Annotated in this window: 18 protein-coding genes and 5 pseudogenes; 8 read left to right on the top strand and 15 right to left on the bottom strand. The window is 69.2% G+C overall.

The features are described from left to right. The first annotated feature begins 27 nt into the window (after positions 1–27). On the top strand, positions 28–870 hold the full coding sequence (locus ACIP6U_RS47065; protein WP_401729514.1) for a potassium channel family protein: 843 nt from the start codon (positions 28–30) through the stop codon (positions 868–870). 508 nt (positions 871–1,378) lie between these two features. Beyond that, positions 1,379–1,651 (top strand): glutaredoxin domain-containing protein, encoded by a 273-nt coding sequence (locus ACIP6U_RS47070; protein ID WP_401729516.1) that lies wholly within the window; start codon positions 1,379–1,381, stop codon positions 1,649–1,651. Between the two features lie 369 nt (positions 1,652–2,020). On the opposite strand, the gene ACIP6U_RS47075 is transcribed toward ACIP6U_RS47070, so the two are convergent. The 8 genes from ACIP6U_RS47075 to ACIP6U_RS47110 form a co-directional block, all read right to left on the bottom strand. Beyond that, positions 2,021–2,995, bottom strand: coding sequence for a cytochrome c oxidase assembly protein (locus tag ACIP6U_RS47075; protein ID WP_401729542.1), 975 nt, complete (start codon positions 2,993–2,995; stop codon positions 2,021–2,023). A gap of 464 nt (positions 2,996–3,459) precedes the next feature. Next, positions 3,460–3,966: a copper chaperone PCu(A)C gene (locus ACIP6U_RS47080; protein WP_401729518.1), complete on the bottom strand. Its 507-nt coding sequence runs from the start codon at positions 3,964–3,966 to the stop codon at positions 3,460–3,462. Further along, entirely contained in the window at positions 3,963–4,637 is a 675-nt protein-coding gene (locus tag ACIP6U_RS47085; protein WP_401729519.1) for an SCO family protein, read from the bottom strand. The genes ACIP6U_RS47080 and ACIP6U_RS47085 overlap by 4 nt, the downstream gene beginning before the upstream one ends. 248 nt (positions 4,638–4,885) lie before the next feature. Beyond that, complete coding sequence (locus ACIP6U_RS47090; protein ID WP_401729521.1) at positions 4,886–5,695, bottom strand: hypothetical protein; 810 nt, start codon at positions 5,693–5,695, stop codon at positions 4,886–4,888. A gap of 113 nt (positions 5,696–5,808) precedes the next feature. Next, positions 5,809–6,414 (bottom strand): copper resistance protein CopC, encoded by a 606-nt coding sequence (locus ACIP6U_RS47095; protein WP_401729522.1) that lies wholly within the window; start codon positions 6,412–6,414, stop codon positions 5,809–5,811. Continuing rightward, positions 6,393–7,094 (bottom strand): superoxide dismutase family protein, encoded by a 702-nt coding sequence (locus ACIP6U_RS47100; protein WP_401729524.1) that lies wholly within the window; start codon positions 7,092–7,094, stop codon positions 6,393–6,395. The genes ACIP6U_RS47095 and ACIP6U_RS47100 overlap by 22 nt, the downstream gene beginning before the upstream one ends. A 166-nt stretch (positions 7,095–7,260) precedes the next feature. Further along, positions 7,261–8,070: a hypothetical protein gene (locus ACIP6U_RS47105; protein ID WP_401729526.1), complete on the bottom strand. Its 810-nt coding sequence runs from the start codon at positions 8,068–8,070 to the stop codon at positions 7,261–7,263. A gap of 49 nt (positions 8,071–8,119) precedes the next feature. Continuing rightward, positions 8,120–8,839, bottom strand: coding sequence for a hypothetical protein (locus ACIP6U_RS47110; RefSeq protein WP_401729527.1), 720 nt, complete (start codon positions 8,837–8,839; stop codon positions 8,120–8,122). Positions 8,840–9,027: 188 nt separating this feature from the next. Between ACIP6U_RS47110 and ACIP6U_RS47115 the strand changes: the two genes are divergently transcribed. The 3 genes from ACIP6U_RS47115 to ACIP6U_RS47125 all read left to right on the top strand — a co-directional run bounded on the left by ACIP6U_RS47115 (position 9,028) and on the right by ACIP6U_RS47125 (position 10,288). Then, on the top strand, positions 9,028–9,273 hold the full coding sequence (locus ACIP6U_RS47115) for a hypothetical protein (RefSeq protein WP_401729529.1): 246 nt from the start codon (positions 9,028–9,030) through the stop codon (positions 9,271–9,273). A 26-nt stretch (positions 9,274–9,299) separates the two neighbouring features. Then, the gene (locus ACIP6U_RS47120; protein ID WP_401729530.1) at positions 9,300–9,752 is read left to right on the top strand and encodes a hypothetical protein; all 453 of its coding nucleotides are present in this window, start codon (positions 9,300–9,302) and stop codon (positions 9,750–9,752) included. A 341-nt stretch (positions 9,753–10,093) separates the two neighbouring features. Further along, positions 10,094–10,288: a hypothetical protein gene (locus tag ACIP6U_RS47125; RefSeq protein WP_401729531.1), complete on the top strand. Its 195-nt coding sequence runs from the start codon at positions 10,094–10,096 to the stop codon at positions 10,286–10,288. A gap of 298 nt (positions 10,289–10,586) precedes the next feature. On the opposite strand, the pseudogene ACIP6U_RS47130 reads toward ACIP6U_RS47125, so the two are convergent. Further along, positions 10,587–10,892 (bottom strand): annotated as a pseudogene (locus ACIP6U_RS47130) (transposase); the annotation flags it as partial. A gap of 1,708 nt (positions 10,893–12,600) precedes the next feature. On the opposite strand from ACIP6U_RS47130, the gene ectB reads away from it, so the two are divergent. The 3 genes and pseudogenes from ectB to ACIP6U_RS47145 all read left to right on the top strand — a co-directional run bounded on the left by ectB (position 12,601) and on the right by ACIP6U_RS47145 (position 15,948). Then, positions 12,601–13,863: a diaminobutyrate--2-oxoglutarate transaminase gene (ectB, locus tag ACIP6U_RS47135; protein ID WP_401729533.1), complete on the top strand. Its 1,263-nt coding sequence runs from the start codon at positions 12,601–12,603 to the stop codon at positions 13,861–13,863. Positions 13,864–14,096: 233 nt separating this feature from the next. Then, a pseudogene (locus ACIP6U_RS47140) lies at positions 14,097–14,770 on the top strand (IS701 family transposase); the annotation flags it as partial. A gap of 134 nt (positions 14,771–14,904) precedes the next feature. Then, entirely contained in the window at positions 14,905–15,948 is a 1,044-nt protein-coding gene (locus tag ACIP6U_RS47145; RefSeq protein ID WP_401729534.1) for an IS110 family transposase, read from the top strand. A 346-nt stretch (positions 15,949–16,294) separates the two neighbouring features. Here ACIP6U_RS47145 and ACIP6U_RS47150 read toward each other — a convergent pair. From ACIP6U_RS47150 to ACIP6U_RS47175, 6 genes and pseudogenes are all read right to left on the bottom strand, one after another. After that, positions 16,295–16,399: pseudogene (locus ACIP6U_RS47150) on the bottom strand (IS5/IS1182 family transposase); the annotation flags it as partial. Positions 16,400–16,708: 309 nt separating this feature from the next. After that, a pseudogene (locus tag ACIP6U_RS47155) lies at positions 16,709–17,497 on the bottom strand (RHS repeat-associated core domain-containing protein); the annotation flags it as partial. Between the two features lie 872 nt (positions 17,498–18,369). Further along, positions 18,370–18,936: a hypothetical protein gene (locus ACIP6U_RS47160; protein ID WP_401729535.1), complete on the bottom strand. Its 567-nt coding sequence runs from the start codon at positions 18,934–18,936 to the stop codon at positions 18,370–18,372. A 147-nt stretch (positions 18,937–19,083) separates the two neighbouring features. Then, positions 19,084–19,347, bottom strand: coding sequence for a hypothetical protein (locus ACIP6U_RS47165; RefSeq protein WP_401729537.1), 264 nt, complete (start codon positions 19,345–19,347; stop codon positions 19,084–19,086). Positions 19,348–19,369: 22 nt separating this feature from the next. Continuing rightward, positions 19,370–25,747, bottom strand: coding sequence for an RHS repeat-associated core domain-containing protein (locus ACIP6U_RS47170; protein ID WP_401729538.1), 6,378 nt, complete (start codon positions 25,745–25,747; stop codon positions 19,370–19,372). A 194-nt stretch (positions 25,748–25,941) separates the two neighbouring features. Continuing rightward, positions 25,942–26,346: pseudogene (locus ACIP6U_RS47175) on the bottom strand (LamG domain protein jellyroll fold domain protein); the annotation flags it as partial. Positions 26,347–26,441 lie beyond the last annotated feature (95 nt).

Here is a 26,441-nt window from a genome sequence, read left to right on the forward strand (position 1 = left end):
CAGGGCCCGATGCCACAATGGCGTGCCATGTCTGCCACACCTGCCTTCAGGGACCAACGGCTTCGACGCTGGGAGCAGCGCACCGGCGGCTGGCTCATCGCCCTCGCGACGGTCTATCTCACGGCCTACGCGGTGCCGATCCTGGCCCCCGGGTTGCCCCTCGCCTGGCGTCACGCAGCCGAGACCGTGACCTTCGTGATCTGGGCGCTGCTGGCCGTCGAGTTCGTCCTGCGCTTCGCTCTGGCCGGCAGCCGATGGCAGTTCGTCAAGGTACGGCTGTTCGACCTGGCGACCCTGCTCCTGCCGCCGCTGCGCCCCCTGCGGTTGGTGACCGTCGTGTTCATGGTGGTGCGTCGCAACGCCTCCACCCTGGGCCGCGTCCGGCTACGTCTGGGCACCTACGTGGCTGCCTGCACTGCCCTGCTGCTGTTCCTCTCCAGCCTGACGATCCTCGACGTCGAGCGGCGCAACCCGGACGCCTCGATCACGACGTTCGGCGACGCCCTGTGGTGGTCGATCACCACGGTCACCACCGTCGGTTACGGCGACCTCTACCCCACGACCACTCAGGGACGGCTGATCGCCATCGCGTTGATGGTCGGCGGCATCGCGCTCGCGGGTCTGGTCACCGCGACCCTCGCGTCCTGGTTCATGGACCGCTTCTCCGAACTCCGGGCCACCGAGGCCCAGACGACCGGTGAGATCGCCGCCCTGACAGAAGAAGTCCGCCGCCTGCGTGACGAGTTGCACGCTCAACGCCCGGCTGGCCCCTCAGGCCACGCGGGTGAGCCCGGCAACGGTGCCGACACCGGCGCCATGGACAGTGCCCATGACGCACCGGAGGCTCGCGCCCGCTCCACAAGCGTGTAGACGTGGCCCGTCGCCCTGCAACCGCGCGGTGGCATGGGCAAGCGAGCTACTCGTGTTCTCCACCACGACAGCAGAGGCGATGCCGACGTGGGCGTTCTGGCCTGAGGGGGAGCTGTCGAGCGGCCCGTGGCGTGAACTCGTCCCCGTGCCGCAGAAGGGCAGCCTACGAAAGACTGGAGCGTCGAGAGGGACCTCGTGGTCGCCGAGTCGGAGACAGGAATCCCGACAGGCCACCGCGTCCGGACGTCACTGCCCGCCTTTTGCTGCGGGCGATCCGCAACCTCCCGCCCCGCCCTTGGGAATCACCCGCGCGGTTGCTTGCCGACGGCGGACGGCGACAACCCCTCCCCGGGGGATTCGTCTCCCCGTACGCGGGCCGCGGCCGGAACCGCCCTTCGGTCCGCTCTCCCCGCCAAGGGCCTGGCCACGCCCCGAGGTACGGTCCCGGGCGTCCACTAGGCTGGGTGTTCCAGGAGCCCGGGACAGCAGCACCGCATGGGGGAATGGCATGTCCGAGGAACACGAGGGTGTAGTGATGTACTGGCGGCCCGGCTGCGTGTTCTGTATGAACCTGCGGCTGAACCTGCTCTTCACCCGCCTGCGCTACACCAAGCGGAACATCTGGCGGGACAAGGACGCAGCGGCGTTCGTACGCTCCGTAGCGGACGGGAACGAGACGGTGCCCACCGTCACCGTCGCCGGGCACGCCATGGTCAACCCGTCGAAGCGACAACTGATGGACGCTGTTCGCGAGTACGCGCCGCACCTCCTGCCGTCCTGACCCGGCGTGACAGGAGGCGGGCCGGGCCGACGCCGGTGGCCGGCCGCGGATCCTCCGTCCTGAACCCGTACCCGCGGACGATCGTCGGATGGCAGTCCGCCCTTCACGTGCGGCACCGACTTCCCCTGGACGCGCTGGACATGTCGCCCTGGGCCGGCGGGGAATCCAGCGGGCTCCGTTCCGGTCCGTCACAGCGTCCGTCGCTGAACGCCCGTCGCTTTCCAGCCCACGACGGAGTACCTCCAGGACGACGCTCGCACCGGGATGCCGGGCGCCGCCCAAGGCCGGTGTCCCTCCTTACCCGGCTCCCGGATTCCGCCCCTTCTCAGCCGCCGCGAGAAGGGGCTTCCGGGTATGGCCACCGGTCACTCACACGGTGTTGTCGCGGGCGGCGAGGCGTGCGAGATAGGCGTTGTACGCGGCCAGCTCCGCGTCGTGGTCCCGGTCGGCCTGGCGGTCGGTGCGGGCGGCGGTGCGGCGATCGCTGCCGGCCCACTGGACGAGCACGGCCATCAGTACCAGCAGCGTGGGGATCTCGCTGAAGGCCCAGGCGATGCCGCCGCCGGTGTTCTGGTCGGCGAGGGGGCTCAGGTGCCAGGCGGTCGGAGGGTGGGCGAAGAAAGTGGCGACGAGGGTGCTGGACATCATCACGGCGATGCCGAAGAAGGCATGGAAGGGCATTCCGATGAACAGTTCCAGCATCCGCAGCAGGTGGGAGGGGCGGCGTGGAGCCGGGTCGGCACCGATGATGGGCCAGAAGAACAGCAGCCCGGTCGCCAGGAAGTGGGCGAGCATCCACTCGTGCCCCAGCCAACTGTGCATCAGGAGGCCGAACAACGGGGTGAAGTACAGGCCGTACAAGCTGGCGACGAACAGCGGCAGGGTGAACAACGGGGAGGAGATCACCCGGGCCGCGCGACTGTGCAGGAACCAGGTGATCACCTCTCTGGGGCCGCTGCGGCCCTGCCCGGCCGGGGGCAGCGCCCGCAGGGCCAGGGTGATCGGCGCGCCGAGCAGCAGCAGGATCGGCGAGAGCATGGACAGCACCATGTGCTGCACCATGTGCACGCTGAAGAGTCGCATGCCGTAGCCGTTCACGCCGGTGCAGGTCACCAGCCCGGCGGTGAGCACGCCCACGGTCCACAGCAGGGTGCGGGCGATGGGCCAGTGGTCGCCGCGCCGCCGCAGCCGCCACACGGCCAGGCCGTAGGCGGCCAGGGCCAGCAGACAGACCAGGGGCTCGACCGGCAGTGGCTGGGGGTGCCAGGCCAGCAGCCGTTCCGGGGTCGGGGGTGCCGTTGGCATCCACATCGGTCCGGTCATGTGCACGCCGGTGCGGTCCATGCCGTTCATGTCATCCCTCCAACAGGTGTCGGCCGGCGTACTGGCCCGGTGCCGCTCCGCCGGAAGAGGCGAAGACGGTGCCTGCCTCGTGACGGACGAAGCGCATGGGGCGACCGACGGTCCGGAGGGCAGTGGCGACGCCCGTTTGACGGACGCGGTGGAAGTGGAGGGTACGGCGGTGCCGCCGTACCCGGTGAGGCGTGTGGGACGGTGCCCCGCCGCGGAGGCGACGGTGCCACCGGCCGCCCCGGCCATGGGGTCCGCCGCACCGTTGGCGGCGGCCGTGCCCGGTGGCTGCCTGTGGGGGATTGCGGGCGGCCCGTCGTGGTAGTCGCCCGTGTCGTGGTGGCGGGTGGTGTCGAATGGCATGTGGAAGCCTTGGGAGAACTCGGGAGTACGGATGTCTGGCGGGGCGCGGGCCCGCCGAGGCGCGTCGGGGCCCCGGCGGAGCCCTTGCCCGTGGGTCAGGCCGAGGGCTGGTACGTCGCCGGTTCCACCGGCGCTCGTACCGTGATCGGGTCGGCACTGGTGAAGTGCAGGCGCAGGGTGACCGTCTCGCCCGCGGTCGGCTTCTTCTTGAGGCCCGTCAGCATCAGGTGGTTGCCGCCGGCGCGCAGCACCAGGGTGCCGCCCGCGGGAATAGTGAACCCCTTCACCGGCTCCATCTGGTTCTCTGCCGTGGTCCGGTGCATGGTGACGCTCGTGGCGATGTCGCTGGTCACGCCGGTGAGTTCGGCCGGCTGCCGGCCGGTGTCGGTGACGGTGAGGTAGCCGGCGGCCATGTCGGCCGTGGGCGGCTGCCGTATGTAGGCGCCGGTCACCTTCAGCACCGGTGCGTCGTGGACGGCGTTGCCCGTGAACGCGGCGCCGGCCGCCGGAGCCTGGGCGTGTGAGCAGCCGGTCAGCAGGGCGGTACCGAGCAGGAGCACGGCGGTGGCCCCTGTACGGAGACGGGACGGACGGTGTGTCACGGGTTCTCTCCCTTGACGATCTCCGGCAGGTCTGCGGCGTACCGCTGCTCGGAGGTTCCGGAGGTGTAGAAGAGGTGGGCCTTGTCGTCTTTGGGAGAGAAGGCGAACACCTCGGCGCCATGGCTGACGGTCACGCTGCCGTCCTTGTGCTTCACCGGCGCGGATATGCCGACGCCCAGGCTCTTCGCCGCGCGCTGAACAGCGGTGAAGTCGCCGGTCAGACCGATGAACCGGGGATCGATCGCGCCGAGCCACCGTTTGAGGCCCTGGGGGGTGTCGCGGGTGGGGTCCGTGCTGACGAAGACCACGCGCAGGCTGCTCCGCTCGGCCGTCGGCAGTCCGCGCGCGGCCTGGGAGAGGTCAGCCATCGTCGTGGGGCACACGTCCGGGCAGTGGGTGTAGCCGAAGTACAGCAGCGTCGGGTGTCCCGCGGTCTGCTTGGCGAGGTCGTAGGAGTGGCCGTCCTGGTCAGTGAGGGTCAGGGCGGGCTTGGCGTCCGGCGGATCAAGGGTGACGGCGCCCGGACGAACGGAGGAGGAGTCGGCGGCGGGAGTGGAGACGACAACGGCCGACCGGCTGTCGGACGCGCCGTCGCAGGCGGCCAGGCCGAGCCCGAACGTGGCGACGAGCGCCGTGGCCATGGCCGAGCGGCGCGCGGAAGAGGTGTGCATCGTGAGGCTCCTGAATGCGAAGCGGTGAGGCATACGGCGCGCCCCGGATGAAGGGTGCGGTCCGCATGCGGGGTCGGGGAGGCGAGACACCCCTGCCGCGCCGACGGCTCTGTGAGCAGCCGGACACCGCAGGTGGGGGGGCGGTCCGGGGCCGTCACCGACGGCCGCACGGCCCGACACACAGAGGGGACTCGCCCTTGGCACCAGGGCGGCCTCGCCCGCCCCGCGGCACAGGCGCGCAGGGAGACTCAGGCCGCCGCGACCACCGCGGGCGGACCGCGCCGGACGATGCACATCCGCAGCACCGCGGAGCGCACCCGTCGGGTACGGTCCTCCGCCCTGCGCGGTACGAGCATGCACAGGAGCTTCAGCAGCGCCGCGACCGGCACCAGGAGCGAGGCGGCCGCGGTGAGCAGGCCGCACAGCCGCCACAGCAGGACGAGGCGAGCCATGTGGTCCGCGACCAGCGCCGGCAGCCGGACGGCCTGCCACGCGGCGATCTCGCAGCGGTACAGGACCCAGCCCGTCATTACGGCTGCGGCCGCGTGCGCGGCGAGCATCGGCGGCGTGAGCATCGAACCCGGCATCATCGTGTGCCCGCCGTGACCGGCCATTCCGGCCATGCTCGCGGTGCTGTGGGCGACGGGGACGGCACCGGCCGGATCGATCCGCGCCCGCCGCAGGATCCGCGCCGCACTCTCCGGGGTGAGATGCGCCGAACCGGCGCCGCAGAGAAGCCGTTCAGCCAGCGTCACCACACGCGTGGATTGGTTCACCGGAGCCTGCGTCGTCGAGCCCTGCCCGAAGGAGAACAGCAGGTGCAGGCCGATCTCACCGCCCAGCAGGGTGAGCGCGATGCCGGGCAGCGAACGTTCCCGTCCGGCCAACGGCCCCACCAGGCCCGCCAACCCGGCCCAGCCGGCCGCCAGGGACAACACCGGGATCCCGCCGCCCGAGGCCAGGGCGTGCCCACTCGCGGACAGCGCCACACACACCGCTGAGAACACCGCGGCCCTCAGCAGTCTCAGATCGGTGGCAGCCCGTACCTGGACGTTCATGGCGCACGCCACTATTCCAGTCGCCCACGGGGCGGTGACCGCCGGGGTGCCCGGAGCGGGTTCCCCGGCGGTGGCCAGGCCCGGCTGTCCGCCGGGCCTGGCCTGCCGACCTGTCAGACGGCCCTTCTCCTTCCGGTCGGTCGGACCCCGCGCTTCGCGCGCACGGCGACGAGCACCCCGCCGACGACCACGACGGCGACCGCCGTCAGGGCGAGGAGTGCGGTGGTGCGGTCGAGTCCCATGATCGTGTCGTCGGCCTCCGTCTCCGCACCCGGCGCCGCGGCCGGCGCGGACAGGGTCAGACCCTTGCAGGCGGCGGGCGCGGTCGCGGCCTGCGCGCCGTCGGCGACCTGGAACTGGAACGCGTTCGTCTGGGTGTCGCCGTCGGCGGCGGTGACGGTGTAGGTGAGCGTGGTGACGCCCGCGTGCAGGGGCTCGACGGTGGCGCAGGTGACGGCGCCGTCGGCCACCACGGGCTGCCCGACGGGCACCTTGGTACCGTCGGGACCGACCATGCCGACCTTCGGAGTGGTGCCCGGCTTCAGCTGGGCGAAGGTCAGCTCGATGACGCTGGTACCGGTGCCGACCGTGGAGCCGGGCGCCGGTGTCGCGTCCTTCAGTGCGGTGTGGGCGTATGCGGGTGTGCCGCCGAAGACCAGCAGCACGCCCAGACATCCCAGCAGGGCGGCCGACGCCCTCAAAAGTCGAAGTCCGCGCATGCGATCCGGTTGTCCATCGCTTCCACGGGGTGGACGACGAGGGCGACGGCGCCCTCGCCGGTCCTCTTCGCGTTGTTCACCGTCGTCATCCCCATGCCGGACTTGTCGGCGGTGAAGGTCAGCCACACCTCGTTCGGCGGCTTGGCCGGGCCGCCCTTGGTGAACTGGAAATGCTCGCCTCCGTCGGCGGCGGAGCAGTGCTGTGCGTGCAGGTGGGCCATGTAGTGGTGGCCGGGCTCGAGGCCGGTCAGGGACACGGTCACCGTGGTGCCCGTGGAGCCCTGGGCGAGCCAGGCGGTGCCCTTGACGTCGTCCATGCCGGGCGGGCGGGTGTCCAGCAGCTGGAACGCGCCCTTCACCACGTCGGCACCGGGCACCTTGTCGGCGGGGGTGGCCTTCGGGTCACCGTACGACATGTTCATGTCGGACATGCCGTCCATGCTCTTGGACGGAGACACGGAGGGAGAGGACGAGGCCGCCTTGTCGGATGTGCTGCCGGAGGAGTCGCCGCCGCAGCCGGACAGCAGGGCGGCTGTCGTGACGACGACGGCGCAGCAGGCGGCGAGACGGGTGCGCGGACGGCGCGGAGGCGCGAGGCGCGGTTCGGACGGCACCGGCCGCACCGCTGACGCGGTCTCGCGCAGGGGCGAACGGCCGGAGGCGTGGTGGTACATGGACATGGAACTCCCGATCAATGACGGGGCTGAGCCGGTGCCGAGGCAGACGGCCGGTACGACGAGTGCCGATCGGCCGACACGGCTGGGCACAGCCCGGGCCGGAATGAGGGGGCCGACGCACATGCACGCCGACCGTCCGCCTGTCCTCCGGCCACGGCCACCGCCGGGATCAGGCCGAGATCACGGCCGTACGGCGAGCAGCGGATCGGAAGACACGCGACTTCACTGGCGAACGGCCCCGCGGTGGCCCCCTGCGCACCACCGCGTGCCTCAGCAGCGAGGGAGCCGGCGGGCGGTGCTCCCCGGTGCCGAAGGCCGGTCCGCGTGACGGTGCCTCGGCCCCGGGCATCGCAGAGAAAAGCACGGTCCAGACCCGGCGCAGCGGCGCGAACAACGCCACGGCCAGCGCCCGGCCGATCCGGTGCGTCGCCGCTTCACCCCGCCACAGCCACAACCCGCACACGACGGCGGCGAGCAGGTGCGCCACAACCATGCCGGCCAAGCCGAACTGCGCCATGCCGGACGGCAGCGGTGAGTCCGAGGGCATCCCCATCGATCCCGCGTGCTGCATCACCATGCCGGTGTGGGAGACCGCCGACCGGCGCTCCGTGCCGGACGTGCCTTCCGCCCCGGGGACACCGGTCGCGGCGGCCGGCGCACGGGCCAGCCGATGGGCGAGTTCGAACAGCAGATGCAGCAGCCCCTGGGTGACGACCGTGGCGCCGACGACCACGGCGGCACCCCGCTCCCGGCCGGTCAGCCACCAGGAGCCCGCGACCGCCCCGGCGAACGCGTAGACGACCGCCCACCAGGGCAGCGTGTCACCGGACATCAGCGCATGCCCCAGGGACGTAGCCACCACACAGACGGCCGCGAACACCGCGGCCCGCGCCAGCCGCGCGGCATCGACGGCCCCTCCGCGGACGGCGGTCGCACGGCGCGCAGGGATCGTTCCGCCGTGGCGACTTCCCCCGGGCATCCGACCACCCCCTGACGTCAATGCGCTTGTGCCGGGCCCGTGCCGGGCTTCAGTTGGGTACGGATGAGCGGGTGCCCGCGTTCACCGACTCGTCCCGCGACCGCCGGACCTCGCCATCGCACCCCGTCCCCAGGGGGTGCAGCCGATATCGGCCTGCTGTCAGCACCTGCGCTTCCCTCCTCACCACAAACCGTTTCCCGATCGCCGCAGGCCACAGCCGCGTGGGGGTGGGGTGGCGGAGGGTGCAGCAGCGGTCTCGGCCCACTGGCCGGGTGACGGGGGCTGATCCGCGTTCGACCGGCTGCGGGGCTACCGCACAATCCTGGCGTGTCCCACATACCCGTTCCTCTCCCGCCGGGCGCCGTTCCCGCCGGTGGCTGTCCGTCGACGCCGCCGAGTGGATGCAGGCGCGCCCCGTGCCGTGGGCGCGGCGCCGGCTGTGGCCTGTCCTGGCGTTGTTGCTGAGCGTGGTGTGGGCGATCGCGGTGGAGCCGGATCCGTCGTGAAGCGAGGTGGCGGCGTGCGGCCCGGACTGGGTCGGCATGGTGGAGACGGGCCTGGCGGCGGGGCTGTTGTACTGGCTGGCCCTGCTGCCGGAGCTGGTGTTGATCGCCGCGCCTGCTCTTGCGGTCATCGTGGTCTGGGTGGAGTTGCCGGGGGCCGGGTGGATGTCGCTGGCCGCGAACGTCGTCGTGATCGTGGTGCTCGGCTTCGGGTGGGCCACGGCCCGCGAGCGGTTCGCGTACCGGACCAGACAGCGCCTGGTCATTGAGCGAGCCGCCGGTTTACGGCACCAACTGCCGCAGCCCGTCCGCCCGTTGCGGCGGGGCGTGATCCTGATCGCCGCCGGCCTGCTCTTGTGTGTCGTGGCCGTCGGCGCGGTCACGCGATCGCGACCGTGGTCACCGCGGTCGCCGGAACCGTCGGAGCGGCCTGCACCATCCTCAGCGCAGGCGTGTGCCACCGATCGCTGCCGCCGTGTTCTGGACGGCGCTGACGGTGACCACGGTCACCCAGGCCGCGCTCACCGTGGACAAGTGCCACTACGGTTCGGGGTGGGACTGCGCAGAGTCCTCGCTCTACCTCGGAGCCGACCTGGCGACGGTGGGCGGCACAAGCTGGGCGACGGGCAAGCTCCCAGGAATGCGGTCCGCGCCCATCGACCCGCTGATCAGCAACCTGCGGAAGATCTGCGGGCAGTGAGCATGAGAGAGAGTGAGGAAGGTCCATTGTCACTGCGGGAGCATCGTGAGCCGGACCTGGTCGTCCGGCCTGCCCTCCGGTTCGGCCTGCTGCTGGTCGCACCCGGCCTGCTGCTTCTGCTGCCCCGGGTGGCTCTCAGCCACAGTCTCCCAGGCCGGCTGCTGTGGGTCGGTCTGACTGCCGCACTGCTCGCGGTACCGCTGCTGACCCGGCTCATGCAGATCAGGCTGGACCAGGAGGGCGTTGCCGTGCGCTTCCGCGGACGTACGTCGCGGATCCCCTGGACCGAGCTCGCCTCGGTCTCGGTCACCGGCCGCAGCACAGGACGGTCGAGAAGCACCAGCCTGCTCGTACTGGAAGGCAACAAGGGGCAGCGAATGGAGATGCCGCTGCTGCTGGTCCGCCTGTCCGATCGGCAACGGCTACTGTCCACCCTGGAGCAACGGACGGCACCGGGCACGCTCCACGGTGACCTTTAGGGGAGCCACGGGAGCCCAGGGAGCGGAGGTATGTCGGTCACCTCCGCTCCCTGGGCGGTTCAACGGGATGCATACGCCGTGAACGCCTGGAGGAGGATCTGCCCGGCTGCCTTCGTCGCTGCCCCCGCATGACCTGTACGAACCCGTGCGACCGCCCTGCAGCGACGGCCGCACGGGCCATTACGACGCACCCAAAACATCAGACAACTTCTCAAACACTGTGGATTCCGCGCAAAGTGGCCGTAATGCCACCTAGGTTCTCTCACTCCCGGTGGGTCGAGGGGGCGTGCCACTGAGGCGCCCCTCGACCCAGGTCAATCATGTCCGATGGGATCTACGAAGTGACTGCATGGCAGATCGTCGAACGCCTGCTTCGCAACGGCCGCGGCTTGCTCGTGACGCTGATCGTCTTCGACGTGCTCGTGGCATGGGCGGCCGTAGCACTGCTGCTGCCCAGCTATCTGATGGTCGCGGGGGCACCCGCAGTTGTAGTGAACGCGCTCCTGATCACTCGCTGGAACGGGTCCCGTCGTTAGCAGAGACCGAACGAGGAACTCGATGAACCTCGAGATATCCCGTGCCGCTGTACGCTTCGCTGTCACCATCCAACCGTTCGCCACTGTGAGGGCTTCCGCGGAGCCGCAATCGGAACCTTCGAGCCCAGGGAACTGAATTTCCCGACAGGGCTGGCGTGTCACTCTGGGGTACATATCACTCTGCACAGAGCCGTGCTGGTAGGACTGGCCGAATTCGCTACTCACTGTCGGCGGCGGCTGAACCTGGGTTCTGGATCACTTTCAGTGCCGGGGCCACGGAGGGTCACCGAAACCGAGATCATGAACGGCCTCGCGCGGTGAGGAGGACGCGTTTGCGGAGCAGGTCGACGTTGGCTCGGCCGAACATCTGCCTCTTCAGCATCTTGTTGTTGTGGCCTTCGACGGCGCCGGAGCTGTAGCGGAGGCTGAGGCCGGCGACGACGGCGTCGAGGGCCTGGCCAAGCCCGGTGACGAAGGTGTGCAGGGCGGGCAGGTCATCGGCCTGAACGCTGGCGATCCACTGGTCGAGGTGCCTGCCTTGGCGGTCGTTCATCAACTCGGCGAATGCGCGGACGTGATGGGAGGTTCGGTCGAGCGCGAGGCAGCACCGTTGTCGGCCCAGGGCCCGCTGTGCCCGCACCTTCGCGGCTGGTGGAGCCGACTCGCGCACCGCCTCGTCGGCCATCAGTGAGGCTCGGCCGGTCGCCAGGCGTCCTCGGCTGTGCGGACGTACCCCCCCACAGTGCCGCCGGCATCAGGACCCCCAGAACCCAAGCGTCGGAACCGGGTCCCGATTCACCCGTCGCCGACAGAGATCGGCACGCTTCAGGCGGAAGTCGGCTGAAACGTAGCTCTGTGTAAGGATGTTGAAACGGTAACGGCACGAGCCCATAACGCCGTGAAGGAGTTGCGCATACTTCGCGGAGTCCGGGAAGGCGAGTCGGCACGAGGCAGCGCGCGCCGAACCGAGGGACTTCATTCCATGGCCAGACAGACCGTCCTGAGCTGCCGTCATGCTTTCGGTCCTCCTGCTCAGGCGGCATTGCGGCCTGAGCAGGTCAGCCGGCTGCGTCCCGCAGGTCCGAGGGGTTCGGCATCTCGGCGGAGCGTTCTCAAGGCGCTGCCCGTGCCGCAGGACGGAGACCACGTGGTGAAGGGCGGACGCGCCGACGCCCTCGTACTGGCCGGTGTCTTGCGAGGGTGTACCACCAGAAGCGACAACGCCCCTGACGCCACCGGGTCTCTGCCGTCGGTGGACGGCGGCCTGGCTGGGATGCACCGCCGGGGAAGGGTGGGTCTGTGTACGGGGAGCCGTGTCTCAGGGGGATGCCTTCGCCGTCAGACTCCGGGAATTCACGCCGGTAGGCGAGGGGGCCGTCGCCCTGTCCGGTGCGTACGGCCTGAATTCGTCTGCATGTCCCTGGCGGGGCTGAAGGCCGCGCGACAGTGCAACGCCTGACGCGGGGCGGAGTTCCTGGTGGCAGAATCTCGCAGTCTTCAAGCCCGGGGCATCCCGTGGTCGTCTGCCCGGGCGATACGACCGTACTCCTCTCGCTGGAGGCCACCGTTCTCTCCTGCCGTTCGGCCTGGCCGCGAAATCCGGGGCATGCGCATCTGGTGTGGAGGTCGCCGGTTCTTCCGCGGTGCGGCGTGTTCACAACCGGTCCCGGCCTACGACGCCCTTGGCGCCGAGGACCCTGGTGGAGAGGCTCGCAAGGCAGTGCCGCCGCGCCCTCGCGCCGTTCTCGGCGCCGACCCGCCACCGCCGGTCCCGCACCGCCCGTGGGCCAGGACGTCGCTCCGCGCGCTTCTCCGGTTCCACTGGCCCACCGCTCCCGGCCGAACACGGACTCATGGCACGGTGCCCCGATCTCGCGGACACCTGGGTGGTCGCCCGACACGAGAGGATCGGCGACCGATCGCGTTCGTCACCGGCTGCCTCCGGCCCAGCTGTGCGCCGACCCTCGTGGTCCGGCGGATCGCCATCGACGAGGTGCACCGGGGACACCGCCCTCCTGGACGAACTCACCGCACGGGTAAGCGCGCGGCGCCCGCTCACCATGGTGGAGGTCCCCATCTCCCAGGACGCCGCCGCGCCCCTCGCCCCGTTCGCTGCCTGTGCGGCGCCACCGGGCGGATGCCGAGTGGACCGTCCTCTTCCAAGGCGGGGTGTTCCCCGGTGCCGCACAGGCACCGGAAGCGCTGCACCGTACAGGCCCCCTGTGCCCGTCGGCGGACCGCCCGGCGCCGACCGCTCACTGGCCGGACAAGACCCCGCATCGTCGCTGTACCCGGTAAGGAGAACCATCCGCATGACCACGTCCCAGACACCCCTGAGCACCTTCGAACTGCTCGAATCAGAGGTACGCAGTTACTGCCGCAGCTGGCCCGTGGTCTTCGACCACGCCCGCGGCAGTCAGTTGTGGTGCGAGGACGGCCGCCGCTACCTGGACTTCTTCGCCGGGGCCGGATCCCTCAACTACGGCCACAACAACCCGGTCCTCAAACGCGCCCTGCTCAGCTACCTGGAGCGGGACGGCATCACCCACGGCCTGGACATGGCCACCACCGCCAAGCGCGACTTCCTCGAAAGCTTCCAGGAAGTCGTCCTCGGCCCGCGTCACCTGCCCTACAAGGTCATGTTCCCCGGGCCGACCGGGACCAACGCGGTAGAGGCCGCGCTCAAACTGGCGCGCAAGGCCAAGGGGCGGGAATCGGTCGTCTCGTTCACCAACGCCTTCCACGGAATGTCCCTCGGCTCCCTGGCCGTCACCGGCAACGCCTTCAAACGAGCCGGAGCGGGCATCCCGCTCGTCCACGGCACACCCATGCCGTTCGACGACTACCTGGACGGACGGATCCCCGACTTCCTCTGGTTCGAGCGGCTTCTGGAGGACGCCGGCTCCGGCCTCAACCACCCCGCGGCGGTCATCGTCGAGACCGTGCAGGGCGAGGGCGGGATCAACGTGGCCCGGCCCGAATGGCTTCGCGCGCTCTCCGCGCTGTGCGCACGCCACGACATGCTGCTCATCGTCGACGACATCCAGATGGGCTGCGGCCGTACCGGCGCCTTCTTCTCCTTCGAGGAGGCGGGTATCACCCCGGACATCGTCACCGTCTCGAAGTCCATCAGCGGATACGGGCTGCCCATGGCCCTCACCCTCTTCCGTCCCGAACTCGACCTGTGGGAACCGGGCGAGCACAACGGCACCTTCCGCGGCAACAACCCAGCCTTCATCACGGCGACCGCGGCTCTCCACACGTACTGGGCGGACCAGGAACTGGAAAAGCGCACCGCGCGCCTCGGCGAGCGGGTCGAACAACGCCTCCTCGCCCTCTGCGCCGAACACGACGGCACCGCCTGCCGGGGCCGGGGCCTGGTCTGGGGAATCGAGTTCGACGACCCGGCACGGGCCGCCGCCGTCTGCGCCCGCGCCTTCGAACGGGGCCTGCTCCTGGAGACCTCCGGGCCCGAAGGGCAGGTTGTCAAGCTGCTACCGCCGCTGACCGTGCGGGAGGCAGAGCTCGACGAGGGCCTGGACATCCTCGACCGGGCCGTTCTCGCGACGCCCTGAGCCCGGTCACGCACCGATTGCGCCCGGGACGGCGGACGCATCATTCCGGGCCGGAAGAAGGCAGGTTTCTCCCTCCAGTACTCCAGCTGTAGATCGCGATCTTGCTGGTCGGGGCTGGTCCGGGAACAGGCGCGACCACCGTTGATCATCGGTGTGTGAAGACAGAAGATCAGACCGTGGCCGCAGGCCACAGGATAGATCCTGGCCGCTGGCAGGAAGTGTTCGAGGTCCTGATGGGCCGTATCGCGGGACGGTTCGTCCAGGCCGAACCCAGGCGCCGGGCACGGCAGTTGGCGCTCGGGCTGTTGGCGGACCTGCCGCGCAGGAACTGCTGGACGCTTGCCGAGCATGCCGGGGACGCGACCCCGTACGGTCAGCAGCACCTGCTGTCGAGGGCCAGGTGGGACGCCGACGCGGTACGCGACGACGTCCGCAGCTTCGTCGTTGAGCACCTGCACCACCAGGACGCGGTGCTGGTCGTGGAGGAGACCGGTGACCTGAAGAAGGGCATGCACACGGTGGGTGTGCAGCGCCAGTACACCGGCACCGCCGGACGCATCAAGAACAGCCAGGTCGCCGTCTACCTCGCCTACTCCACTCCGCTCGGGCACGCGGCGATCGACCGGGAGCTGTATGTCCCGCGTTCCTGGACCGAGGATGCGGCCCGTTGCCGGGCCGCTGGGATATCTGACGCCGTCGGTTTCACCACGAAACCCGCACGATCCGCCGCGCCCTGGACGTCGGCGTCGCCGCATCCTGGGTGGCCGGCGATGAGGTCTACGGAGGCAACCCACACCTGCGGAGCGAGCTGGAAAGACGCGAGATCGGCTACGTACTCGCCGTCGCCTGCGACCACCAGATCACCACCCGGGCGGGCAAGCTCCACGCCGACGCCCTGGTCAATGAGCCTTTTCAGCGGTGCCGCTCCAGGGTGAGGACGGCCTTGGTGATTGATGCGATGAAGGGGCGGGGCCTCCCGCTCCCGCCGGGTGCGCAGGATGCTCGGCTCAGGCAGAGAGTCCGAACTCGGGGAGGCCTTCGATGAGTTCACCGTACGACTGTGTGCAGTGGGTGGGAATGGACCTGCACCGGCGCCGCTCGGTCCTAGTGCGGATGGCGGCGGACGGGCAGCGGCTGGGCAAGATGGCCCGCTTCAACAACGATCCGGCCCGGCTCAAGCGGGAGATCGCCAAGGCCGGGCCGCAGCCGAAGGTGGTGCTGGAGGCCACGCTCGGCTGGTACTGGGCCGCCGACGCGCTGGCCGAGGCCGGGGCCGAGGTGCACCTGGCCCATCCGCTGGGGGTGAAGGCATTCAGCTACCGGCGGCTGAAGAACGACGAGAGGGACGCCGCCGACCTGGCCGACCTGTTGCGGCTGGGACGGCTGCCGGAAGCCTGGCTGGCTCCGCCCGAGACCCGCGAACTGCGGGAGCTGGTGCGCGGTCGGCACAAGCTGGTCAGTCTGCGGACCAGCTGCCGCAACCAGGCTCACGGCGTGATGGGCAAGCTGGGCATCGAGGTGCCGATGAGTGACCTGTTCGGCACCACGGGCACCGCGTTCCTCGACGAGCTGCCGCTGCCCGCCGGGTACGCGGCCCGGGTGCGCGCGCTGTGCGCGGTGATGCACGAACTCGGCCAGCAGATCGGGATGCTGGACAAGGAGATCGCCGCCCGCCTGGCCAGCGACACCGGCTACCGCGCGATCCAGAAGATCGGCGGTATCGGTCCGGTCCTGGCCGCGGTCTTCACCGTCGAGATCGCCGACGTTACCCGTTTCCCCGACCCGCAGCATCTGTGCTCATGGGCCGGGCTCACCCCGCGCCACCGGGAGTCGGGCACGGTGGTCCGACGCGGGCATCTGACCAAACAGGGCTCCAAACTGGTGCGCTGGGCGGCCGTCGAGGCCGTCCAGCACGCCCCCGAGAGCACCCCGATGCGCGCCCACAAGGACCGCATCGAGGCCCGCCGCGGCGTCGGGGCACGCAATATCGCCAAGGCCGCCGCAGCGCGCAAGCTGCTCACCCTGGTCTACTACGGGCTGCGCGATGGCGAGGTCCGCTGCCTGACCCGCCGGGACCCGGTGTGAGCAGCATCCGGACCCACACCGGCGCGTGATCGCTATGACGTCTGGCCCCCGCACCGCGGCGAGGCCGAGCGATTGATTGATCCCGCCGGCCGTGTGCCGAACCACACCATGCCGCCCCACGCACCATGCGTGACGCGGGCGCGGCGGATGGATGACCGGCAGCCGGAGCGCCGCCACCTCGACATCACACTGGTGAAGAGCACACCCCTACAACAGCCCGCCCGCGGGCGGGCCCACAGCCCATACCCGGGAACGGGAACAGCCCGTCCCCCCGGCCGAGCACGCCCTCATCCCAACGCACAGTAGGAAAGACCCGGACAAGCACCCCACTTGACCGGCCCCGCCCCTTCATGGATGACGTCATGCGGTTCGGGCTGCACCGGGTGTGACGGAAGATTCGCCAGCACTTCAGACGGGCGATGGCTCGTTCGACGGGTACGCGAGCGGCTGCTCGCTGATACCAGTTCTTGTTGGCTTCTGCCTTGGGTGCGGGGCCCGGGTTGGGCGGGGTGGTCTTGAGCCAGCCCTTCGGTGCCGGTGTTGAGGGCAGGGTGAGGTTGCGGCGGCCCGGGGTGCCTCCGAGGCCGGTGGGCTTCATGCCCTTGACGAGCGTGGGCCGTCCTCCGCAGCGGCAGGCTCGGACCGGGCCCTCGCCGCTGTTGCTGGCCTTCTTCTTGCCGGTGCTGACGGGAATGCCGCCCCGGCAGGTGATGCCGTACTTCTGCGGCTCGTTGCATTCGGGGACGCCGAGGCCGGAGGGGTCGGCGACGGTTGCCGGGTTCTGGACGGCGTAGCTGTAGCCGTTGAGGGTCTGACCCACGCCGGTCTGCAGGAGCGGGTCGACGCTGATGAACTGGCCGAGCTCGGGGTCGTACTGGCGGGCACCGATGTGGGTGAGACCTGTGGCGGTGTCGGTGGTCTTGCCGAGGAAGCCCTTGTCGTCGGGCCACGCGGTCCCCGTGGTGCTGCCCCTGGGTGCGCCGAAGGGAGTCATGTAGCGCCGGGAGAATGCCTGGTCGGTGGCGTCGATGGCGAGGCCCGCGGTGCCGTGCTGGTCGGCGACCAGGTAGCTGAGTTCGTTGCTGCCGCTCTCGTTCGAGCGAATAGCGACGGTCAGGTCTCCGGAGCCGTAGTGGCGTTGGGCCCAGGTGCTGCCGTCGGCGCGCAGATGCAGTTCGGTCGCCCCCGCGTACAGGACACGCTCTCCGCCCTCGGTGGCACGGATCAGGAGGGTGCCGCAGGCCCCGTACGGGTAGTCCGTCGCCTTGCCGTTCTCGGTGAGGGTGTTCAGTCTGCCCTCGTCAGACCATTCGAGAGCCTGGGTGGCGGTGCCGCCGGGACGGCTTGTGGTGTTACCGGCGCTGTCGGATACGTAGGCGTGTTCCGGAGCGGTGCAGTCCGCCTTGGTGCTGGTGCTGGTGCTGGTGCTGGTGCTGGTGCTGGTGGCGGTCAGGGCATGTGGCTGGTCCGCCTTCTCGTAGCAGTAGGTCGTGGTCGTGTTATCGGTGGCGGTGGGCTCGCGGGGTCGTGGCGGCTGGTGCCGCATCATCACGTTGGATCCCGTTTCCCCTGATCAGCGACTTGCGGGTTCGTCGGTACCTGCCGCTGAATTCACATACTGCCGCACTGTCCGCTCATGCATCGCGCGATGGGTGAGCAGCGGTTTCCCCAAGGGCTGCAGTCGCCAAGGCGCCGCGGTCTCACCGCGTGTGAGCCAGTCATCTCGACGGCCAATCACCATTCCCAAGCTTGGAGGCGCCCCTTTACCCGCACCATCCCAGCCATCCCTCCCGTGTCGCCGACGCCTGAAAACTGGCTCAGCCAAGATTCAGCCGCCGCCGACATCCCGGCCCGACCCGGTGTACTGGATCGCCCGACGCCTCCTGGCCGTTGACGACGGCCAACTCGCAGAACCGATCCGCGACACCGTCACCAACCTCGGTTGGCATGGAGCCGACCTCCCGGCACCCAGCTGTACGTGAGCCCGGACGAGCTGGGCGGCGCCGCGTGGACCCTCGCGAGCCACCCGTTCCAGCTCGGCGGACTACCCATCGCACTGCAGCTGAGCCGCACGCACGCGGCCTCCGTAATGGCGGAGTGGAACGCCTGCTTTCACCACCGGCGTGCCGCACGGGGCAGTCAGAAAGTCCCCTTGCAACTGAGCTTGAACTCGGGTTGTCGTAGCTGCTGAGAGGGCTTGATCCTCGCGGTATGCCGTTGTCATGAGGTACGCGCAGGGTGGCGGACTGTCGGACGGGCGCCGGCAGTTCCGCGAGGGGATCCGCATGTATCCATAGATGGTGACGTTCTCCATGACGACCAAACAGGCTCCGGATCACTGCCGCGGCACGCGCAGTGACCGGTCAGCGGACCTGGTGTGCCAGCGTCCCTCCGGCACACCACGAGCTGATGCGTCCGACGTCAGGTGAACGAGACCGCGCCTACGGCCAGAAGCAGTGCCAAAGCAAGCAGAGAATCCGCCGACCGGCAAGGGCGAATACTCCGAGTCGTCTTCTCTTCCGCTGCTGAATCCGCTGGATTCCTCTTTCTTGCGAACTCGACCTGGATCTCCGCCGCAGCTCGTTGACTGGTCTTGAAGAAGGCGTCGACCAGCGAGCCACCGAAGACGAAGGGCCGGACACTCCCCTCTCGGCGGGTCTCGATTTCCAGCCCACCGCCAGAAGCCGTGTGCACTCCGCGCACATCCCGATAGGGAACCAGATAGGCCATGATGGGATTCTCGACCAGAATCGCGCCGTCCAGGAGGACTATCCGGCAGCTTCCGATCCTCCGGGAAAGGGCCGTGATCGCCGAGATGACCGCTGCCATGAGTAGCGCATCACGGTAGTTCTCGTGAGCCAGAGAAGACAGTAGCCCCAGAAGGTGCAGTGCCCAGAGAAAGCCGATTCCGCTCCAGCTCAGGATGGCCCAGGAGCGACGACGTAGAACGCGCCGTCGGTCCTGGGCCTGAAGCTGTTCCCGCATCATTGCTCAACACCCTCTGCCAGACAGTGCACCAGCGTTGCCCCAGCAGCTGCTTATAGGGATCGGCAGACGCGCCGTGCCGGAGTCTCTCTGACACGCCACATCTGCCGAATCACAGGACCGTCTTCACGGCCACCGCCCTGGCTCTTCTCAGCGGAACGCGACTACGCCGCCACCGATGAATGCCGCAGCACCGCCGATCACGAATCCCACGCCCAAAATGCGCGCCAGGATCCGCGTCTCCCTCTCTCCGCGATGAGAAAACCCTGACAGTGAGCGCATCTTGTTCACCACACCGGGTTTTGTCGCATTGGTCAGGAACCAGACACCGACCGCGAGAAAGAAGAGCCCAGCACTGAAGAGCAGGAGCAGCTGGCCCCCTACCGGGAGCTCCTCCTTGGCGAGATCGGTCACTTTTCCTCCAGAGAGATGCGCATCACCATTCACCGATCCACGTATAGGCCGGTCCGCCCGACACGTCAGCTACGAAGACGTCGGCGCCGACTCCGAGCTCGAATTCTCCCACCAACGTTCCGTCTGCGGTGCGGGCACCGCCCGTTCCCCAGGCGGCATGTCCGCTGATAGGAGCGCCCACGCTGACCTCGGCGCCGGCTCCCCACGCGCGCAGGTTGTCGTAATCGTCCGCGTTGCTCCAGTAGCGGTCGAGGGTGATGCCCGCTCCCGGGCTGCCGATCGACGGACCGAGCGACCCGGCGAAGCCGACCTCGTATCCCTGGGAGGTTTGCATCACCATGAGGCAGCCGCGCCCCGAGAACCCGAATCCGGCGGACGCACTGCCATTGAGACAGACGCCCTGTGTCCTGTCGTATCCCGTCAAGTCGGCAAGCAAGCCACCCACAAACCCGTTATTCGACGACAGGGCCTTGTGGATGATACCGCCGACGAAGTTCTCCACCGGGCCGGGACCCTTCTTGAGCTTTGATTCGGAGGGTGTCGTCTTGAGCCAGCCCTTGGGTGCCGGTGTTGAGGGCAGGGTGAGGTTGCGGCGGCCCGGGGTGCCTCCGAGGCCGGTGGGCTTCATGCCCTTGACGAGCGTGGGCCGTCCTCCGCAGCGGCAGGCTCGGACCGGGCCCTCGCCGCTGTTGCTGGCCTTCTTCTTGCCGGTGCTGACGGGAATGCCGCCCCGGCAGGTGATGCCGTACTTCTGCGGCTCGTTGCATTCGGGGACGCCGAGGCCGGAGGGGTCGGCGACGGTTGCCGGGTTCTGGACGGCGTAGCTGTAGCCGTTGAGGGTCTGACCCACGCCGGTCTGCAGGAGCGGGTCGACGCTGATGAACTGGCCGAGCTCGGGGTCGTACTGGCGGGCACCGATGTGGGTGAGACCTGTGGCGGTGTCGGTGGTCTTGCCGAGGAAGCCCTTGTCGTCGGGCCACGCGGTCCCCGTGGTGCTGCCCCTGGGTGCGCCGAAGGGAGTCATGTAGCGCCGGGAGTACGTCTGGTCCGTGGCATCGATGGCGAGGCTGGCAGTGCCGTGCTGGTCCGTGGCCAGGTAGCTCAGCTCGTTGCTGCCGCTCTCGTTGGATCGGACGGCGACGGTCAGGTCGCCCGAGCTGTAGTGGCGCTGGGCCCAGGTGCTGCCGTTCGCCCGCAGGTGCAGCTCGGTCGCCCCCGCGTACAGGACACGCTCCCCGCCCTCGGTGGCGCGGATCAGGAGGGTGCCGTCGGCCCCGTACAGGTAGTCGGTGGCTTTGCCGATCTCGGTGAGGGTTGTCAGCTTGCCCTCGTCGGACCAGCCGAGGTCCTGGGTGGTGGTGCCGTCCGGGCGCCTGGTGGTGTTGCCTGTGCTGTCGAACTCGTAGGCGCGGTCCGGGGCGGCGCAGTCGGCCTTGGCGCTGGTGCCGGTCAGGGCGTGGGGCTGGTCCTCCTCTTCGTAGCAGTAGGTTGTGGTGGTGTTGCCGGTGCTGGTGTGTTCGGTCTCGGTGGTGCGTTGGCCGGCGTCGTTGTAGGTGTAGCCGGTCCAGTACGGGACGCGGCCACCCAGGCTGCTCGCGCTGCGGGTGTCGGAGCACTGCTGCGGTCCCGGAGTCCACGCTTCGGCCAAGCGCCGGTGGCCGTCGTAGGTGAAGCACTGGGTCTCGGCCGCCGCGGTGCCGCCGAGGGTGCTGGTGTCGGCGATGGAGGTGACGTTGCCCGCCTGGTCGTAGGCGTAGACGAAGTTCTGCAGCTTGTACGGGTGGGTCTGGTCCGTGACATGGCTGCCCAGAAGCCGCCCTGTGCCCTCCTCCCAGGTGTTGGTGACGTACGCCTTCTTGTGCTCCTCGGTGTTCGCGGTTCCGAGGACGAGCTGCTGGTCCTCACCGAGGGCGGAGTAGTCGGCGTCGAGCAGGTAGCCGGTGCTGCCGCCGATGGAGGTGAGCTGGCCGGTGCCGGTGTAGCCGTAGTCGACGATCTCCGAGGGCAGGCCGCCGAGAGCGGGCTCCTTGGTGCTCTGGAGGGTGCCGTCGATGTTGTAGTTGCTCTCGAACTGCAGGGTGGCCGCGCCCGCCGCGGCGAGTGGGTCGGTGCTGGGCAGGGTCAGTTCGGTGGTGGTGGGGCGGGACAGGCTGTCATAGGCGGTGACGGTCTCGGTATACGCCTTGCCACTCTTGCCTCCGGTGTATCGGGTGCTCGCGTCCGGCAGGCCCTTGAGCAGAGTGTCGTAGGTGAGGGCGGTGAGCTGGTTGGCGTCGGTCTTCGAACCGGTCCAGGTACCGGTGACGCGGCCGAGTTCGTCGTAGTCGGTGAGGGTGCTCTTGCCGCGGGAGTCGGTGGTCTTGGTGAGCTGGTCGAGGTTGTTGTAGTCGAGCTCGGTCAGGCCCTTGTCGGGGTCGTCGGCGCTGGTCTTGCGGCCGAACAGGTCGTAGCCGGACGCCCACTTGGCGCCGTCGGGGCCGGTGACCTGGGACTGCCGATCGTCCAGCGTGTACTGGAACTTGGTGGTGGTGTACGAGGCCGTGCCCGTGCCGCCGCCGAATTCCGGGTCGGCCGGGCTCGTGCCCGCGTACTGGCGGGTCTCGATAGTCCGGCCGCGGGCGTCGGTGATCGTGCGGTTGGCCGAGCCGCCCTGGACGGCGGTGGTGGCGGTGGAGTCACCGGTGTAGCTGGTGGTGGTCGACCACTTCTTCACGCCGTACACGTACAGGGTGTTGGTGGTCGCCCGTTCCGCGCCGTCGTAGACCGTCTCGGTCTGCTGGGGCGCCTCGCCGTACTCCTCTCGCGTGTAGGTGCCGTTCGGTGTGGCCGTGCTGTCAAAGATGTCCTCGTACGTCTCGTAGGCCAGTCCCCGGGTGTCGTAGCGGGTGTCGGTGAGCACCCGGCCGCCGAGCGGTGTGGGGGACTGGGTCTGCAGCGGGCGCATCATCGAGTCGTACAGCTCGTAGCTGGTGTTGTAGGTCTCGCCGTCCTTCTTCAGGCTCGCGGTGGACACCCATGATGGCTCGGTGCTGCTGATCTGGTACTTGAAGGTGGTGTTCGCGCTGTAGCCGGCGGCCTTGTTGCGGTTGGGCTGCCAGACCGCGGTCAGTCGGCCGAGGGCGTCGTAGGTGGTCTCGGTCTTTTTCAGGTTGGCGTCGTACACGCGCAGGGGCTGTCCGTGCCTGGGGTCCAGGAAGCTGGTGACCTTGTGACCCTCGGCATTGGTGACGATCGTCTTGGTCAGCGGACCCGCTGAGACGGGGGTGTAGGCCGTGTTGGTGGTGTTGCCGTGGGCGTCGGTGACGTCGACGGGGCGGCCGAGGGTGTCGTACGTGGTGGTCGTGGTCGTCTGCCAGCCCGCGGCCGCGCGCAGCCCGTCCGTGCCCGCCGCGGCGGCGTATCCGGTGGCGCGGCCGGTCCAGGTGGCCGCGCCCTTGGTGGGTGTCTGAGAAGCGGACCATGTGGTGGCGGAGGGGTTGTCGTAGACGGTGGCGGTGTCGGACAGGACGTCGCCGCGCGTCTCGGAGTTCGCCGGCAGGCTCAGGCTTGTGTCGGCCACCGAGCAGGACTGGCCGATCGTACGGGTGCGGGAGACGAGGTCGGTGATGCCGGCCGCGTCGTTGCGGGCGTACCAGGTGCGGGTGCAGGTCTGGTCGCCGCCCTTGCCGACCTCGCCGGAGTCGTCGACGGTGATGGGCATGCCGTAGTCGTCGTATGTCGTGGCGATCGCGCGGGCACGCCAGGTCTGCGTGGCGGTCAGGTACTGGTGGGTGGTGGTCTTGGCCGTGCGGACGTAGCGGGCCACGTGGTCGGCGGCGTCGGGCACACTCTGGCGTCCCGTCTCCTTCGACCATGGGTCGGTGACCTCGACGGTGATCGGCGTCGAGCCGTTGTAGGTGACGTGCTCGCGGCGCGTGCCCGCGTACTGGTCGCTGTCGGTGATGCTCGCGACCCCGATCGACGGGGATGCCAGCGGGCTGAGGGTGACCGAGCGGGTGGTGCCGTCCTTCTTCTTGTCGCCGTGCATGCCCTGCATGTAGAGCGAGACGGTCTTGGAGTGCGTGGTGCTCGTGGCGCCCGTGTAGACGGTGACCTGGCGGTAGCCGCGCCAGTCGGACCAGGTGCGCTCGGCCTTCGGGGTGAAGGGGTCGTCGCTGTGGTGCCAGGCGGCGCCGCCGTAGTCGTAGGCGTACTCGACCGCGTCGTTGTTGCCCGCCGGGTCGGTGACGACGACGGCCTCGACCCGGTACTTGTGGAACCAGTCCACCGATGCCTCGGAGGAACCGTTGATGTTCCAGTACTGCGGGTGGCAGGAGCGGGTGTTGGTGTCCTCGGCCGCGCCCGTCACCTCGCTGCGCACGCACTCCGGCGAGGACAGAGTCACCGTGGTGATCGAGCCGGTCTCCGAAGTGACCGTGGAGATGCGGGGCCGGGTCAGGGGCAGGATGTCGTCGGTGCCGTCGACCCGGTTCTCCCGCCACTGGTAGGTGAACGAGACCGGGTTGAGGGCGATGTCACTGTCACCGGCCTTGGCGGTCCGCTTCAGCGACTTCAGGGTCAGGACGTGGTCGGAGGTGTCGCCGATGTCCCCGCCGTCCAGGTACTCCTGGGTGAGCGCCCAGGAGTCCACCGGATCGTAGGCGCTGGTGGCGGCGTTCCACGAGGAGGTGGAGATGCCGGTCAGCCGCTTGCGGGAGAAAAACGAGGGGCCGGTTGCCAGGCAGTCCGCGTCCCCGTCGGTGCAGATCGCGTCGAAGGGCACGTCGGGCCAGTTCCTAGCGGTGTCCTTGGTCAGTGACGAGCAGTCCGAGGCGGTGCAGCGCTCGGCATGGCTGAAGGTGACCTTGGCGTCGGCGTCGTCGGTGAACAGCGCGCCCTTGCGCAAGCCGTACTTGATCTCTGTCAGGTAGCCGCCGCGGGTGTAGGCGGCGTTGGCCGTGGTGGCCTTGTTCTTCTTGTAGTGGTTGGTCTCCTTGGCGTACCAGTACGTGGAGGCGTTGGCGTGGGTGTCCTCGACGTAGTCGAGGTTCCACCGCCACGCCTGGGTCACGGAGCGGTCGGCGAAGGAGTCGCCGTTGCCGTAGCCGGGCTCGCCGGAGTCGTCGCCGAAGACCGGGACGGTCCAGGTGGAGTTGGTGCGCTGGTCGGCGGCGCCGTCGAGCTTGTTCAGGCCGAAGACGTACTTGGTGCCGTCGCCGGTGATGACGGTCCAGTACTCGCCGTTGCCGTCGCCGTTGTCGGCTCCCGTGGAGCGGGTCACGGTCGAGGCGTCGTCGTTCTCCAGCCGCCAGGTGCTGTCCCAGGTGCCGGACACCTTCACCAGGCGGGTCGATTTTCCGTTCAGGACCAGTTGCGCGTTGTCGTACTTCCAGCAGTGGTCGAAGACGTCCTCGTGGCCGTCGTCGTCGCAGGAGCCGTAGGACCGCTCGATGTAGGACTCGGTCAGGCTGAAGCCCTCACCGACCGCGCTGCCCTGGTTGTTGGTGGTCGCCGTGCGGCCGTCGACGCTTGCCGAGTCGTAGGACAGGGACAGTTCCGGCGTCGGGCCGGCCGCCGCGGGCGGCATGTTGAAGTCGTGGTTCCAGGTGAAGGAACCGGAGTTGTCGCCCGCCTCCCAGGAGGAGGACTCCGACAGTTCGGTGGCCGAGTAGTCGCCGGTGCCCGACGGGGATTCGCCCGACCCGGGATCGGCCGCCGTCACGGCGAACACCGCCGTCTCCGCAGTGGCTGCGTCGGCCAGCTGTGCCGAGGGGCCGTCACTGGTCTCGGCCAGCGGGACAGAGGCGGTGATGGTCTGGCCGGCGAGGTCGTTGTCGGACTTGACCGGGGTGGCGGTGCGGCACGCGGCCTTCTCAGGAGTGTCCAGGACGCAGCCGGGGAGGCGCACCAGGCGCAGCAGGGAGGCCCAGCCGCCGCCGATCGCCGAGGCGAAGCCGCTGTAGTCGATGTCGAGTTCGGCCTGCCCTGCCTCGTCCGCCTCGGCGGTCAGCAGCACACCGGTGATGCCGGCTTCCCGGGCGGCCTTCTGGTCGAGGACCGTGATCCGTGCGGTAATGCCGGATTCGGCACCGTTCTTGCCTCCGGCCGCAGCGATGCTGACGGGAAGGCCGCCGGGCTCCGCCTGAACGCGTTTGCCGGCGTCCAGTTCGACGCTCGCGTCACCCTGCTCGGGCCAGGCCGCCTTCTGCTCCGCACGGGCTTGCCGTGCGCGTTCGGCGTTGGCCTTCTTGTCCTTGGCGACCTTCGCGCGGGCTTCCTTCGCGCCGGGCCCGTCGACTTCCCTGACCTTGCTCACCCGCTGATCGGGAACGTCCGGTCGGCCGAGTCCCTTGTCGGCGGCCTGTGCCGCCTGGGTCGGCCCTGCGGGGACCATCAGAGACAGGGCCAGGAACGTCACCATCGTCCCGGCGCGCCGCCTTCTCCCGCCCCATGCTCTTCTTGTTGTGCCTATGCCAAAAGCCATGATTGTCCGTTCCCACCCCGTTGTTCCGCGTCATGAAAGGCCGACAGAGCCGCGAATGGCCGACAAGTGATGTGCTGTGGTGCTTCGGTGCGGCGCGGAAACGGCAGCGCCGCACCGCCCCTCCGCGAAGGTCAGTCGCCCACGCGGACCTCGACCTGCTCCGGGCTCGCCATCGCACCGGCCCACAGGCGCACCTCAGAGACGCGGGAGGGCAGATAGTGCCTCCACGATCCGTCGGTGTAGCCCTTGCCGACGGCGAAGTCACCACTGCCGATCTTGGCGGTATACACCTTGGCGTCACCGTTCTGCCCGTAGCCGAGGTAGAGGCTGATCGTCCCGTCGACCGAGTCGTGGACGCCGGTCAGCCGGACCGGGCTGTCCACGGCGGCGACTTCGTCTGAGACGACGGAGGAGAAGGAGCCGTCGGCGTTGAGTCGGCCGAAGTGCCAGACGCCGACCGGCACTGTGGTCTCCTCCAGCGTCTCCTCATTCAAGACGGTGTCCTTGCCGGTCAGCTCGTACCACAGACCCCAGGCGAGCAATTGTCAATTCCTGTGGATCACCGTGGGGATCTTCAAGTAGCCCGCAGCCATTGATCGAGGACTACGAAGTCTTCGTTGGTGAGGCCGCG

Source organism: Streptomyces sp. NPDC088794, assembly GCF_044750545.1.
Classification (GTDB): Bacteria; Actinomycetota; Actinomycetes; order Streptomycetales; family Streptomycetaceae; genus Streptomyces.